We start from the raw sequence: 14673 nt of genomic DNA, 5'->3' as shown, positions 1-14673 counted from the left end.
TTCAGGCTACACGAGGCGCGCGACGCCGACGATGGGACCTATGGCCCATGCGCTCCGTCAGCCGCATTCACGGCATCCTGCCGGTGGATCGTCAGGCCATCCAAGGACTGCGCGGGCGGCGGGAACAGCCAGCTCGCGGCATAGCCGATGACGATGCACAGCAGGATGGAGATGCCGAGATAGAAGTACGGATGCACCAGGTCCATCGACCAGATCAGCATGGTCAGCACGATGCTCCCGCCGATGCCGATCGCCACGCCTTGTGCATTCGCACGCCGGGTGAACATGCCCAGCGTGTAGGCGCCCGCGAAGCCGCCACCCAGTAGGCCTGCCAGTTCGATGGAGACATCGAAGAGCGAATGGATGTCGTAGCGCGACAGCACCAGCGCGATGCCGATACCGACCAGGCCGACCAGCACACCCATGATTTCGGCGAACAGCACGCTTTTCTTCGGCGTCGGGTTCTTCGCCAGTTTTTCGTAGAAATCGACCGACGCCAGCGTCGAGACGCTGTTGATGATGCTGGACAACGTGGACATCGCCGCAGCGAAGATGCCGGCGATGATCAGGCCGGTGACGCCCATCGGCAACTCGGCCGCGATGAACAGCGGGAACGTGGCGTCGATGGGGAGCAGCGGATTCATCCGCTCCGGATGCGACTGGTAGTAGACGTAGAGCGCTGTTCCGATAGCGTAGAAGAAGAATCCTCCGGGCACCATGATGGCGGCGAACGTCCAGATGGAACGGCCCGCCTCCTTGTCCGATTTCGTCGACAGCACGCGCTGCATCAGCACCTGGTCTTTCGGGAACGTCAGCACGACGTCGAACACGACGAGGAAGATGAATCCCCACACGGTCGCCTTGGTCAAGTCGAAGCTGAAATCGAACAGCTGCGTCTTGTTCTCGGCCATCGCGACATCGAGGAATTCGGGGACGCCGCCGTTGAGATGGTAGATGATGAAGCCAATGGCGAAGATCGCGCCACCGAACATCACGAACACCTGCACGAAGTCGGTCCAGATGACCGCCTTCATGCCGCCCAACGTGGTGTAGATGATGGTGAACACACCCATGATCAGGATGCTCCACACCACATCCAGGCCGGTAATCGTGGCGATGGCAAGCGCCGGCAGGAACAGGATGACGCTCATGCGGCTGCCGATCTGCATGGCGATGCACAGCGCGCTGGCCAGCATGCGGATCGCGGGATGGAAGCGCTTCTCGAGGTACGAGAACACCGACATGAGATCGAGCCGGCGCAACAACGGCACGATCCACACCGCGACGAACATCAGGCCGATCACCGCGATCAGATTGTTGGTCAGGTACTGCCAGTTGGTCTCGAACGCCTTTGCAGGGATCGCGATGAAGCTGATCGAACTGGTATTGGTGGCGTACAGGCTCACGCCCGCCGCCCAGAAGGGGATGCTGCGGCCACCGACGAAGAAGTCCGCTGTCGAGGCGCGCTTCTCCTGCAGGTAGAAGTACATGCCGATCCCGACCATCGCCGCGAGATAGACGACGATGACCAGCCAGTCCAGCCATTTCAGCAGGTAGGTGCTGCCGGTCAGCGTGACGGAGCGCAGGGCACCCGCTTCCGCATCCCAGCCCACCAGGCCGTTGCCCCAGGCGGTAGCCAGTACGGGCATCGGATGCGCGGCCGGGGGCAAGTCGGCCCACGCGCGCGTGATCGTGTGGAACGTGGCCAGTCGCGTCGCGGACGCATCGCCGGTGGCGGGCTTCAGCAGATACAGCACATGGGCCTGGCCGAGGGCCCGTGCCGTGCCGTGTCCCGCCAATGCGCCGGGCAACGCCGGCCCTGGCTGCCAGCCCGCATCCTGCGACCATCGCCACATGGCGTCATGGCCGGAGCCAACGGTCGTCGCGATCAGCTCGCCCCGCTGCGCCACGAGGGAATTGGCGGCCGACCCGGTGGGCCATGCCGGCATCGCCTGCCAAGCGATCGCATCGGCGGCATCCGCCGCCCGACGCCATACCCGCAGGGCACCCGACGCATCCCGGCCCGAGACGAACAGGGTCGCGGCATCCTGGGCGAGCTGAACCTGCTGCAGAGGCTGCGGAAATGGCAGGACGTCGTGCAGCGTCAGTGCCCCCTTCGCCAGCGACGCGCGTGCGATGTACGCAACGTCATCGGATCCGTCGGCGGATCGAAGGAAGTACAGGCGTCCGAGCGATGCGTTGCGCCACGCTTTTGGCGACGTGGCATCGGCTGGCAAACGGATCGCCTGCCAGCGTGCGGCATTCCCGTCCCATTGCCACGCAGCGGCGTCGCCGAATGCGATCAACTGGCCATCTACGGTGTGCAGCCCGCGGGCTTCACCGGGAGGTTTCGTCAGGGTGCCCTCTGTCAGGTGCGTCAGGCTTTCAGCGCGGGCATCCGCCGGCAGGAGGGCGAACGTGGCCGCCATCAGCATGCCGCAGGCCAGCGCCACCCCACGTACTGCATTTCGCCACGACATCATGCGCGCCCTCTTTCAGCTGCCGCCAGCAAGGCTCGAGCACGCGCAAGGAAGGGAGCATCCACCATGCGTCCATCCACCGCGTACGCCCCGATGTCTCCACCGGCTGCGGCTTCAACCGTACGCCTGGCCGCTTCGACTTCCTCGGTCGAGGGCGCGAAAACATCGTTCGCCCACGCCACCTGGCGTGGATGCACGCAGCTCTTGCCCGCGAAGCCCAGGGCGCGCGCCGCATCGGCTTCCGCACGGAAGCCTGCTTCGTCTTCGAGTCCCGGGAAGGCCGCATCGTAGGCAAAAGCACCGGCTTCTGCCGCCGCCATGCGCAGCGCGTACTGCGCGGCGTGGACGTTGCGGAGGTCACCGCGCCGGATGCCATGGGGCTCGAAGAGGTCACCCAGGCCCAGTTGGAGGCCGCGGACGCGTGGGTGCGCCTGCGCGATCTTCGCGGCATGGCGGAGCGCGCGCGGCGTCTCGATGTTCACCAACAGGCCGACGGCGCGGCGCACGCCGAGGCGCGCTTCGATCGCATCGATCTCGCTCATCGCCTGGCGGAGTTGGTCCGCGGACTCGATCTTCGGCAGATTGAGCAGGTCGACATCCAGCGGCAGGATCGCGCGCAGGTCGTCTTCCCAGGCGGAGGTGTTCCATGCGTTCACCCGCACCACGACCTGCTTGCCCGCGGCACGGTGCGGCACGGACTTCAGGAAGGCGGCCACCTGCTGGCGCGCCGTCGCCTTCTCGTCACCGGCGACGGCATCTTCCAGGTCGAAGGACAGCAGGTCGGCGTCGCCGGCCAGGGCCTTGGCGAACAGCGCAGGGCGACTGCCGGGTACGAACAATTTGCTACGCATGGACGGCGCTCATCATGGCGCGCAGTCTGCGGGAATCAGGCGACGGGCAAAGCCCGCGCCGGCATCTTCAAACGATAGTTTTTCCTGCGTCCGGGAATGCCGCGACGCAACATTCCCTGTTGCTCGATGCGGGGATCAGCGCTTCACGTCCAGGCTGTTCTCGCCAAGGAACGCCTGCACATCGGCCGCCCCGACCAGGTTGAAGTCGCCTGGCAGCGAATGCTTCAGGCACGCCGCTGCGACACCGAAGTGCAGTGCGTCCGCCGACGACATCCCGGAAAGTCCGCCGTGCAGGACGCCTGCCGCGAAGGCATCGCCGGTGCCGATGCGGTCGACGATCGGCGAAACCTCGTGCGATGGCGTGGTATGCAGCGCGCCCTCGCGCAGGGCGGTGATCCCCGACAGCACATGGTGGTCGACGCTACGCTGCACGCGCACGGTGGCGGCCATCTGCTGCAGGTGAGGAAAGGCCCGGAACGCGGCGGCCGCGCCGGCGGCGAACCGTTCTTGCGGCGTCGCCTGCGGGAAGTCCAGGCCCAGCACGACCTGGAGGTCGCGGTGGCTGGCGAACAGGATGTCGGCTTCGGCCATCAACCCGCGCAGGATGGTCGGCGCGTCCCCACCCCAGGCTTCCCACAGCTTCGGTCGGAAGTTGCCGTCGAACGACACTTTTACCCCTGCGGCACGCGCTGCCTTCACCGCGGCGAGCACGCCATCGGCCGCGCGTTGCCCCAGCGCCGGCGTGACGCCGGAGACATGCAGCCATTGGGCGCCGTTGAGCAACGACGGCCAGTCATGGTCTCCGCCACCCGCGCGCGCGAAGGCGGAGTCGGCGCGGTCGTATAGCACTTCACTCGGGCGCTGGATGGCGCCGGGCGTCAGGAAGTAGAGGCCCATGCGACCCGGCTGCTGCTGCACGGCGGCGACATCGACGCGGTGCCGGCGTAGTTCGCCCAGTGCGGCCTCACCCAGCGCGTTATCCGCTACGACCCCGACGACGCGCGTGTCGTGACCGAACCGCGCCAGCGACACCGCAACATTCGCTTCCGCGCCGCCGACGTGCACGTCCAGCACCGGCGACTGCAGCAATACCTGCCTGCCGGGCGCGCCCAGGCGCAGCAGCAGCTCTCCGAAACACACGATCTTGGCCATGCCAGCACTCCTCCCGTTGCGGTGTTGCATCGATGCTTGCGCGCCGTCCTGGCTTGTCCTGAGGACAAGATAATCCGGACCCGGCGACAGTTGTTGTTGCAGCGCACACTCTGTTAGCGTTGTTTTTGACCAGCGGTGTCATTTTATCAGCTGGCACGATCTGGAAGGGAATACACAGCGTTTTTTTGCTAACAAAACAGTCGCACACGCGGCCATGGTCCCTTGAGGAGGGGAGAACATGCCAGTCAGTCAACACCGCCGGAAGACACCGGTTACCTTGCTTGCCGTTTCGATCGGCCTGGCGCTGCAGATGAGTGCAGCCGCGCACGCCCAGGAAGCGGCGCAGACGACCGAGTCCGGTCAGGCCACCCCTGCGCAACAGAGCGTCGATACGCTGGATACCGTCAGCGTCACCGGCTACCGCGCGAGCGTGGAAAAGGCACTCGACATCAAGCGCGGCGAAGCCGGCGTGGTCGATGCCATCGTCGCCGAGGACATCGGCAAGTTCCCCGACCTCAACCTGGCCGAGTCGCTGCAACGCATCCCGGGCGTGGTGATCACGCGTGAAGGCGGCGAAGGCCGCCAGATCTCCGTCCGCGGCCTGCCGCCGGACCTCACCCGCGTCCGCATCAACGGCATGGAGGCCCTCACCACGGTGGGCGCCACCGACCAGAATGGCGGCACCAACCGTGGCCGCGGTTTCGACTTCAATGTCTTCGCGTCGGATCTGTTCTCGCAGCTGATCGTGCGCAAGACGCCCTCGGCCGACGTGGAAGAAGGTTCGCTGGGCGCCACGGTGGACCTGCGTACCGCGCGTCCGCTCGATTACGACGGTTTCACCTTCACGGCCAGCGGGCAGGCCAGCTACAACGATCTGGCCGACAAGACGGACCCGCGGATCGGCGCGCTGATCGCCAATACCTGGGCCGACGGCAAGTTCGGCGCCCTGCTTTCGGTCGCCTACTCGGAGCGCCAGGCGCTCGAAGAAGGTTCTGGCAGCGGCCGCTGGGCACAGGGCACGAGCAACGGCAACTTCAGCGCGACGTCGCCGTTCGCGGCGGCGCGCGGCGCGGATGTCTACCACCCGCGCTTCCCCCGCTACACGCTGATGGAGCACGACCAGAAGCGCACCGGCGTGGCCGCTTCGCTGCAGTTCAAGCCGACCGATCGCACCCAGTTCGCGCTGGATGCGCTGTACTCGAAGATCGATGCCACCCGAGACGAGAAGTACATCGAAGCGATTTCCTTCAGCCGCAGCGGCACCGGCAAGCCGCAGACCGTCGTCCGCGATGGCGTGATCCAGAATGGAGCGCTGGTATATGGCCTGTTCGACGATGTCGACATCCGTTCGGAAAGCCGTCACGACGAGTGGAACACCGTCTTCACCCAGCTCAACCTGGAAGGCGAGCACGAGTTCACCGACAACTTCAAGATCAGCGGCAAGATCGGCACGTCCAAGTCGGAGCACGAGAATCCGATCCAGACCACGATCATCATGGACAAGGCGAACGTCGATAACTACAGCTACGACTATCGCAACGATCCCTACAAGCCGGTCCTCAACTACGGCATCGATCCGACCGACCCGAACGGCTGGACGCTGGCGGAGATCCGCATCCGTCCCCAGTACGTCACCAACGATTTCGACACGGCGCAACTGGATTTCAACTGGAACATCAGCCCCGGGTTCCGCCTGAAGGGTGGCGTGCAGTCGAAGGACTACTCCTTCTCCACGCGTGAGCTGCGACGCGCTTCCGAACTGGCGGTCCCCACCTTCACCGGCGGCACCACCACCGTGCCGTCCGACCTGACCGAACTGGCCAGCCTCAGCGGCGTCAATGGTTCGCCGGGTACGTGGGTCATACCGGACTACGAGGCCATCGCCGACCTGTTCGACATCTACAGCAACAGCGGCATCTATGCCGTCACCGAGCGCGCGGTCAATACCCGCAGCGTGAAGGAAGAGGACCGCGGCGTTTACCTGATGGGTGAGTTCTCCGCCGACCTGGGTGCCATCCCGGTATCGGGTAACTTCGGCGTGCGTTACGTGCGCACGAAGCAGAGCTCGACCGGCATCGCAACCGCCAGCGGCACGCCCGTCGCCACGACCGTCACGCGCGAGTACAGCGATACCCTGCCGTCGATGAACCTGGTGGCCGAGATCACGCCCGACTTCCTGATCCGGTTCGGTGCCGCCAAGGTCATGTCGCGTCCTGGCCTGGGCTCCCTGACCCCCGGTGTGACCGTCAACGTCAGTGGCGGCGCACGCACGGTCAGTGGCGGCAATCCCAGCCTCGATCCCGTCCGCGCAGAAACAGCGGATCTGGGCTTCGAGTGGTACTTCAACGAAGGCGCGATGCTGGGCCTGGGCCTGTTCTACAAGGACATCGAGGGCTTCGTGCAGACGACGCGCGAAGTGCGCAGCTATGCGTCCAGCGGCCTGCCCGCCAGCCTGCTCGACGGAACGGGTGCAACGGTCAACGACGATTTCGTCTTCAGCGTGCCGGTCAACACGCCTGGCGGCAAGGTGAAGGGTTTCGAAGCCACCTTCATCCAGCCGTTCACCTTCCTGCCCGGCAAGTGGTCCAACTTCGGCACGCAGCTGAACTACACCTACGTGGATACGGAGATCCAGTACGTCAACAGTGCCGGCGTCAACGTGCTGAAGGCACCGTGGACCGGCATGTCCAAGCATTCGTGGAATGCAACGCTGTACTACGAAGGCGAACGCTTCTCCGGCCGCGTTTCGGCGACCAACCGCGACGATTACCTCCTGCAGGCACCCGGCACCGAAGCGGGCTACAACATCGATGGCGTGCACGGGCAGACCGGCACCACGACCATCGACATGGCGCTTCGCTACAAGCTCAACGACAAGCTGGAGCTGAGCCTGGAAGGCATCAACCTGACCGACGAGGCGCAGGAGTCGTGGGTCCAGAACGCGAACGGCCAGCTACCGCTGGACTACAGCGAAACCGGCCGCCAATACCTGCTCGGCCTGCGCTACAAGTTCTGATCGATACACGCGAACCCCGGTTCGCCCCGCAAGCCCGGTCGGATTCGACCGGGCTTTTTTGTTGTCCGCCGTATGGAAAACGATTCCAGCCAGGAGATTGTCCCCAAGGACATTTTCTCTATTTGAATCAATCACTTGTTGTTGCACTGCACACTCTGTTAGCGTCACTGACCATCGGTGTCATTTTTTCGCACCGAGTCCGGAATCTGGGGAGTTTCCACACCGTCGCCGGCGCTGTCCGGCACGCTCACATGATTGGCAGCCCTTGGGAGGGGGACGTCATGACGCATCAGCCATATCGCCGGAAGACACCGGTGTCCGCACTCGCGTTTTCGATCGCCATCGCGCTCCACGCACCTGCGTTCGCGCAGTCGCAGGAAGTACAGACCCCATCGCCGGCCACGACCGACCTGGATCGCATCGAAGTGGTCGGTACCTTCCGCGCCAGCCTCGAGAAAGCACTCGAAGAAAAGCGGTATAGCGCCGAGCAGATCGACGCCGTCGTGGCCGAGGACATCGGCAAGTTCCCGGACCTCAACCTGGCCGAAGCGCTGCAGCGCATCCCAGGCGTGGCGATCGATCGCGATGCCGGCGAAGGCCGCTCGATCACCGTGCGCGGCCTGGGCCAGGATTTCACCCGCGTGCGCATCAACGGCCTGGAAGCACTGGCCACCACCGGCGGCACCGACAGTTCCGGCGGCGCCAACCGCGGCCGCGGTTTCGACTTCAACGTGTTCGCTTCCGAACTCTTCAGCAAGCTGACGGTGCGCAAGACACAATCGGCGCAGGTGGACGAAGGCTCGCTCGGCGCCACCGTCGACCTGCGCGGAGCGCGCCCGTTCGACTACGAAGGCTTCACCGCGACGGCGACCAGCCAGATGGGCTACAACGACCTGTCGAAGGATTGGGACCCCCGCTTCTCCGCCCTGATCAGCAATACCTGGGCCGACGGCCGGTTCGGCGCGTTGCTCTCCGCCGCCTACAGCGAGCGGCACCTGCTCGAAGAAGGCTATAGCGCAGTCCGTTGGGACAACGGCGCTTCGTCGAACGGGTTCTGCAGTCCGGTCGGCTACACGCCGCAGAACAACACGAACAACAGCGGGCGAGGGACCACCGCGCTGAACTGCTCCACCGGCAATCCGCGCCCGGCCAACACGCAGGCGAACAACGACGCTTACCGTCTGGCATCCGCGGCCACCACGTTCCACCCGCGTCTTCCGCGCTACGGCCGCCTGACCCACGACCAGGAGCGCCTGGGCGTCACCGCCGCCCTGCAGTTCAAGCCCAGCGACCATACGCTGCTGAGCTTCGACGCGATGTACTCGAAGCTCGACGCCACGCGCCAGGAGGATTTCCTGGAGACCATCTCGTTCAGCCGGTCCAATGCGCAGGGCGGCAAGTACGAGACGCACGTGCTGCAGGCGGAGGTCGATGCGCGCGGCAATCTTGTCTACGGCGTGTTCGACAACGTGGACGTGCGTTCCGAATCGCGCTTCGACAAGCTGTCCACCGAGTTCAGCCAGTACAGCCTGACGCTCGAACAGGACATCACCGACAGGTTGAAGCTGACGGCCCTGGCCGGCACCTCGCGCTCGGAATTCAACAATCCCGTGCAGACCACGGTCACGTTCGACATCCAGAACCTGGATGGCTACAGCTGGGACTACCGTGGCAACAGCCGCCTGCCGGTGATCACGTACGGCAACCTCGATGTGACCGATCCCGCATCCTGGCGCTGGATCAGCAGCCCGGCGGCCAATACGACGGGTTCGGAGATCCGCATCCGTCCGCAAGGCGTGGACAACACCTTCGACACGGGCAAGCTCGACCTCGACTTTGCGATCAATGAAACGTTCACACTGCGCGGCGGCATGTCGTACAAGCGCTTCGACATGGATACGTGGGAATTCCGCCGCAGCAGCGAGACCTCGGTGCCGGCGTTGCCCACCGGCACGACCGTGGCCGACATCTCCACGCTGGTCACCGGCTTCGGACGCGGCCTGGACGGGCGCGGCCCGAGCGCGTGGCTGATCCCGGACCTCAACGCGATCGCCAGCCTGTTCAACATCTACTGCAACTGCAACACCGGCGTGCCCGGCGGTGATTTCACCCTCAGCAGCATCACCAACGGCAATGCGCGCGGCAACAATCGCAGCATCAGCGAAGAAGACTGGGGCGGCTACCTGCAGTTGGACTTCAACACCGACCTGATCGGCCGGCCACTGCGCGGCAACCTGGGCGTGCGCTATGCCACGACCGACGTCGAGGCCAGCGGCTACACCTCCGTGGGGGGCGGCAGCGCGGTGACGGTCACCAACGACTACAAGGACTGGCTGCCCTCGTTGAACCTGGCGTGGGACGTCGCCGATGACGTCGTGCTGCGCTTCGGCGCGGCGAAGGTCATGGCGCGTCCGCAGTTGGGCAATCTGTCGCCCGGCGCGGGCATCACCACCACGGGTTCGCCGAACATCCGCGTGGGCAATCCCTACCTGCAGCCGTTCCGCGCCAAGACCTACGATTTCAGCGCGGAGTGGTATTTCGCCGAGGATTCCGTGCTCTCGCTGGCGCTGTTCTACAAGGACATCGAAACCTACATCCAGGAACTGCGGGAGAACATCGCCTACCGCGACACCGGTCTGCCGCTCGAATGGGTGCCATCGACGTTCTGGGATGTCGAGTTCGACGTGCGTACGCCGATCAACACGCCCGGCGGCCCGCTCAAGGGATTCGAGCTGAACTACCAGCAACCGTTCACCTTCCTGCCCGGCGGATTCCGTCATTTCGGCGTGCTGCTCAACTACACGCACGTGGAATCGGACATCGACTACGCCGTGCCGGGCAGCTTCCCGGTGACCTACATCGCCAACGACCTGGTCAACCTGTCGCCCGATTCCTACAACGCCACGCTCTACTACGACAACGATCGCTTCAGCGCGCGCGTCTCCACCTCGTTCCGTGACGACTACCTGCAACGCGTTCCCGGCCAGAACAACAACGACGTGGAAGGCAAGCGCAGTGCCCGCAGCGTGGATGTCTCCATGTCGTACAAGTGGAACAAGCGCCTCACGCTGACGCTCGAGGGGCTCAACCTGACCGACGAGTTCAACGACCAGTATGTGGATTCGACCGGCGATCGCGCGTCCGTTTACCACCACACCGGCCGGCAGTACTACGTCGGCGCGCGGTTCAACTTCTGAGTCCTGCTCACGGATCGCGCGGGAGGCGACGTGGTCTACGGAGTCCATGGAAAAAGGGTCCGCCTTGCGGCGGACCCTTTCGATGCACTCAGTGGCGTTCGTTTCCGGTCAGCGCAGCGGTTCGCCGCGCGGATAACCCGCCAGCGGCTCCATGACGTCCAGGTTCCATTCGCTTTCGACGAACGGTTTGCGCGCTTCCTTGTACTGCGGGTAGCCACCGACCTGCTCTTGACTGTCGATGATCTCGCCGCGGCCCTCGATGACGTCGGCCACGATGCGGCGATCGATCAGATCGCGGTTCCAGGGCGTCGCACCCACGTTCTCGATGACGGTATCCTGGACCTTCTCGGATGCCAGCAGCGTCACCCCGAACGGCAAGGCGGGCGCGCTCTTCACGCGATTGAGCTTCAGCGGCGCGGTCGTGTAGCTGCCGGTGTCCTGGATGCTCTTGTTGCCCACGCGGTCCACGACCAGGTTGTCCTGCAAGTACAGGTCCAGGTCGCCGGACCCGCCGATCATGAAGAAGGCCAGCGGCTCCGTGGAGCGGCCCGCACGCATGACGTTGCCTCGCACCGCCATTTCCCCGCGCGAATAAGGATGGCCCAGCCATTCCTCGGCGATCAGGTTGTAGTGGATGGCGCGCTGGCCTGGGTTGTAGATCAGGTTGTTGACGACCTGTCCGCGCGCGCCGCCCTTGAACAGTGGGCTGCGCTCATAGTTGTGGGCGTACAGGTTGCCGACGATCAGCACCTCGTTGACGTGGTCGTGGATCAGCGAACCCTTGGAGTGCTCGCCCTTGGGATGGGTGGCGTTCGCCAGCCCTTCGCCGACGATGTTGTTGCTGTAGGTGATCCTGCGAGAGGCGTTCGCCATCCACTCTGCTTCGGTTTCGCCGTGGAAGCGCGTGCTGGACGCCGACAGGTTCTCGTCCGTCGCCCAGGTGAGCGAGCAGTGGTCGACGATCACGTCGTGCGCGCCGCGCACGGTGGTGATCGCATCGATGTCGCCGGAACGCTTGGCCATGCCACCATCGCCCGGGCGGATGCGGATGTGTCGGATCACCACATCGTGGGTGGCGATGGTCAGGCCGCCCTTGATGATGGTCACGCCCGGATGCGGCGCGGTCTGGCCCGCGACGGTGAGGAAAGGCTCGGAGATGCGGAGTTCTTTCATGCCGAGGTCGATCACGCCGCCGACCTCGAACACCACTGTGCGCGGGCCCTTCGCCATCAGCGCGGCCTTGAGCGAGCCGGGACCGTCGGCCGCCAGCGTCGTCACGCGAAGGAGGGTTCCGCCGCGTCCGCCCGGCGTATGCGCGGCACTGCCTTGTGCACCCGGAAAGGCCTGCGGTCGCGTGTCGGCCGCCCAGGCGGTTGCCGTCGCGGCTACCAGCAGCGTGAAGGCGAACAGGCGGGCGCCCGCCAGCCGGGGGATACGGATATGAAGCATTGGCTCCCTCCCAGGAGTGGATCGATGCATCGTGGCATCGGGTGGGTTTTTGCGGCAGTGCACATTGTCAATGACACCGGTTTACCATATACAGGCCACAGCAGCGCTGTCACTCGGCAGTGCAACAAACGGAGCGGGGAGAAACCCTCTTGAGCAATGACAGCAGCGCCCTGGCGGGCCAGCGCGCCCAAGCCCCGGAACTGGCGACCATCGCGGACAGTTTTGTCGCGGCCCGCCGACAGGGACGGGCGCTCCAGGGCTTTCCCGGCGACATCCCGGTCGATCTGGTGAGCGCGTACCGCGTGCAGGATTTCGCGATCGCGCAATGGCCGGACCGGGTGGTCGGATGGAAGGTGGGCTACATCGCACCGGAGCGCCGGGATGTCTCTGGCGACGAGCGCCTGCTGGGCCCCATCTTCGCCCGCGCCCTGCAAATGACCACCGGTGGTCAGAATGCCTTCCACGTCTTTGCCGGCGGGTTCGGCGCGGTGGAGGCCGAATACGTACTCCGCCTGGACGCCGACGCTCCAGAAGGCAAGGCCGACTGGACGCCCGAAGAGGCGGCAGCGGTTCCGTCCACCCTCTTCATCGGCATGGAAGTCGCCAGCAGCCCGCTGGCCACGATCAACCAGTTGGGACCACGCGTGGTGGTGTCCGACTTCGGCAACAACAACGGCCTGGTGATGGGCGTGGAAGTCCCGGACTGGGCCGTGCGCAGCGATGCATCGCTGACCTGCAGCACCTGGATCGACGGCGTCCGCGTCGGGCAAGGTGGCGCCACCACCCTGCCAGGCGGCCTGCGTGCCGCATTCGCGTTCGCCCTGTCGCGTTCCGCGCGGCGCGGCCGCCCCTTGAAGGCCGGCGACCTGATCGCCACCGGCAATGCGACCGGCATCCACGACATCCTGCCGGGCCAGGTGGCACGCATCGACTTCGACCACCATGGCAGCATCGAGTGCCGGGCCGTCGCCGCGGTCGCGCAGGACGAGGGAGACTGGCGCGCATGATGAACCGTCGTCGTTTCCTCGGTGCCGGCCTGGGCGCCGCCGTGGCCGCCCCGCTGGTCGGCACGTACGCGCATGCCGACGAAGGGCGCCGCGTGCTGACGGCGTCCGATGTGCACGTGAAGGACTATCCCACCGTCGAAGCGGTCCGCTGGATCGGCGATGCGATGGCGCGCGAGACCGGTGGCCGCCTGACGCTGCGCCAGTACCACTCCGGGCAGCTGGGCCGCGAAGCGGAAGCCATCGACATGGCGCGCTTCGGGGTGATCGACATCACCCGCGTGTTCTCCGGCGCGCTGAACAACGCGCTGCCGTTGACCCAGGCGCTATGCCTTCCGTACGTATTCGAGTCGGTCGCGCACCAGCGGCGCGTCATCGATGGCGAGGTCGGCCAGGCCGTGCTGGATAGCTTCGGAGCCCGCGATCTCGTCGGCCTGGCGATCTACGATTCCGGCGCCCGCTGCTTCTACAACAACAAGCACCCGATCACCAAGCCCGCGGACCTGCACGGCATGAAGGTGCGCGTGGCGGCATCCGACATCTTCATCCGGCTCATCCGCCTGCTCGGCGCGAATCCCACGCCGATGTCGCTCGGCGAGACGTTCTCGGCGATGGAGACGCACATGATCGACGGCGCGGAGAACAACATGCGCAGTTTCCACTCCAGCCGTCATTTCGAAGCCGCGAAGTACTGGTCGGAGACGCGTCATTCCTACGCGCCCGATGTGCTGGTGATGTCGCGCGCGAGCTTCCAGTCCCTGCAGCCGAACGATCGCGAGTTGCTGGTGCGGCTGGCACGCGAGTCCGTGCCGATCATGCGCGCCAAGTGGGATGCCTCCGAGAGCGAGGCCCGCAAGGCCGTGCTGGAACACGGCATCCAGGCGAACGAGGTGGACATCCCCGCGTTCCGCAAGGCCGCGCAACCGCTGTTGGATGCCTACCACCAGCAGCCTCAGATCGAAGCCCTTTACCGTCGCATCCGCGACCTGGCCTGACGAGACACCATCATGACCGAGACCGCCGCTTCCGTTCCGGCCGGCCCCGTGCAGCGCGCGCTGGACCGCCTCGCCGATGCCGCCATCGCCATTGCCGCCACGGCGCTGGTGGGGTTGGTGGTCGTGCAGGGCTGGCAGGTGTTCACGCGTTACGTGCTCAACGATTCGCCCAGCTGGACCGAACCGGTCACGCTGCTGCTACTGAGCACCGCGATGAGCCTCGGCGCCGCAGCGGGCGTGCACACCAACAAGCATTTCAGCTTCCACTTGCTGGCCGAGAGCCTGCCGTCGGTGGCGCGTCGCGTGCTCGCCGTCGCGCGTCCCCTGCTGATCGCTGCGGTGGGCGCGATGATCGCCGGCTGGGCCGCCGTCCTGTTGCTCGACGGCCTGGACATCAAGATCGCCGGCGCGTCGATGCCGCAGAGCATCAACTACCTGCCCCTCTCGATCAGCGGCGTGCTGATCTGCCTGTTCGCACTGAACATCGCGTGGAAGGCCCTGCGGCCCGCGCGCGAAGAAGGAGTCTGAT

9 protein-coding genes are annotated in these 14673 nt (G+C 65.4%); 5 read left to right on the top strand and 4 right to left on the bottom strand.

Annotated features, from left to right (window positions below; genetic code table 11):
* Positions 1 to 38: 38 nt before the first annotated feature.
* From ACSION_RS17745 to ACSION_RS17735, 3 genes are all read right to left on the bottom strand, one after another.
* A complete protein-coding gene (locus ACSION_RS17745; protein WP_435307099.1) occupies positions 39 to 2483 on the bottom strand; it encodes a sodium:solute symporter in 2445 nt (814 codons plus the stop codon).
* Positions 2480 to 3331: an HpcH/HpaI aldolase/citrate lyase family protein gene (locus tag ACSION_RS17740; protein ID WP_435307098.1), complete on the bottom strand. Its 852-nt coding sequence runs from the start codon at positions 3329 to 3331 to the stop codon at positions 2480 to 2482. The genes ACSION_RS17745 and ACSION_RS17740 overlap by 4 nt, the downstream gene beginning before the upstream one ends.
* Before the next feature lie 135 nt (positions 3332 to 3466).
* Entirely contained in the window at positions 3467 to 4483 is a 1017-nt protein-coding gene (locus tag ACSION_RS17735; RefSeq protein WP_435307097.1) for a sugar kinase, read from the bottom strand.
* 238 nt (positions 4484 to 4721) lie between these two features.
* Between ACSION_RS17735 and ACSION_RS17730 the strand changes: the two genes are divergently transcribed.
* Together ACSION_RS17730 and ACSION_RS17725 are read left to right on the top strand one after the other, a co-directional pair.
* Positions 4722 to 7499, top strand: a complete 2778-nt coding sequence (locus tag ACSION_RS17730) for a TonB-dependent receptor (RefSeq protein WP_435307096.1) — start codon at positions 4722 to 4724, stop codon at positions 7497 to 7499.
* A 281-nt stretch (positions 7500 to 7780) separates the two neighbouring features.
* On the top strand, positions 7781 to 10696 hold the full coding sequence (locus tag ACSION_RS17725) for a TonB-dependent receptor (RefSeq protein ID WP_435307095.1): 2916 nt from the start codon (positions 7781 to 7783) through the stop codon (positions 10694 to 10696).
* A gap of 108 nt (positions 10697 to 10804) precedes the next feature.
* Here ACSION_RS17725 and ACSION_RS17720 read toward each other — a convergent pair whose 3' ends face one another.
* A complete protein-coding gene (locus ACSION_RS17720) occupies positions 10805 to 12145 on the bottom strand; it encodes a pectate lyase family protein (protein WP_435307094.1) in 1341 nt (446 codons plus the stop codon).
* 149 nt (positions 12146 to 12294) lie between these two features.
* Between ACSION_RS17720 and ACSION_RS17715 the strand changes: the two genes are divergently transcribed.
* The 3 genes from ACSION_RS17715 to ACSION_RS17705 are packed head-to-tail and all read left to right on the top strand — an operon-like array spanning position 12295 to position 14672.
* A complete protein-coding gene (locus ACSION_RS17715; RefSeq protein ID WP_435307093.1) occupies positions 12295 to 13152 on the top strand; it encodes a 2-keto-4-pentenoate hydratase in 858 nt (285 codons plus the stop codon).
* The gene (locus ACSION_RS17710) at positions 13149 to 14144 is read left to right on the top strand and encodes a TRAP transporter substrate-binding protein (protein ID WP_435307092.1); all 996 of its coding nucleotides are present in this window, start codon (positions 13149 to 13151) and stop codon (positions 14142 to 14144) included. Before ACSION_RS17715 ends, ACSION_RS17710 begins: the two co-directional genes overlap by 4 nt.
* Positions 14145 to 14156: 12 nt before the next feature.
* Positions 14157 to 14672: a TRAP transporter small permease gene (locus ACSION_RS17705; protein WP_435307091.1), complete on the top strand. Its 516-nt coding sequence runs from the start codon at positions 14157 to 14159 to the stop codon at positions 14670 to 14672.
* The last annotated feature ends 1 nt before the right edge of the window (position 14673 follow it).

Source organism: Pseudoxanthomonas sp. LjRoot125, from assembly GCF_964252705.1.
Lineage (GTDB): Bacteria > Pseudomonadota > Gammaproteobacteria > Xanthomonadales > Xanthomonadaceae > Pseudoxanthomonas_A.
Note: the sequence above shows the minus strand (reverse complement) of the source record. Positions and strands in the feature narration are given on the sequence as shown.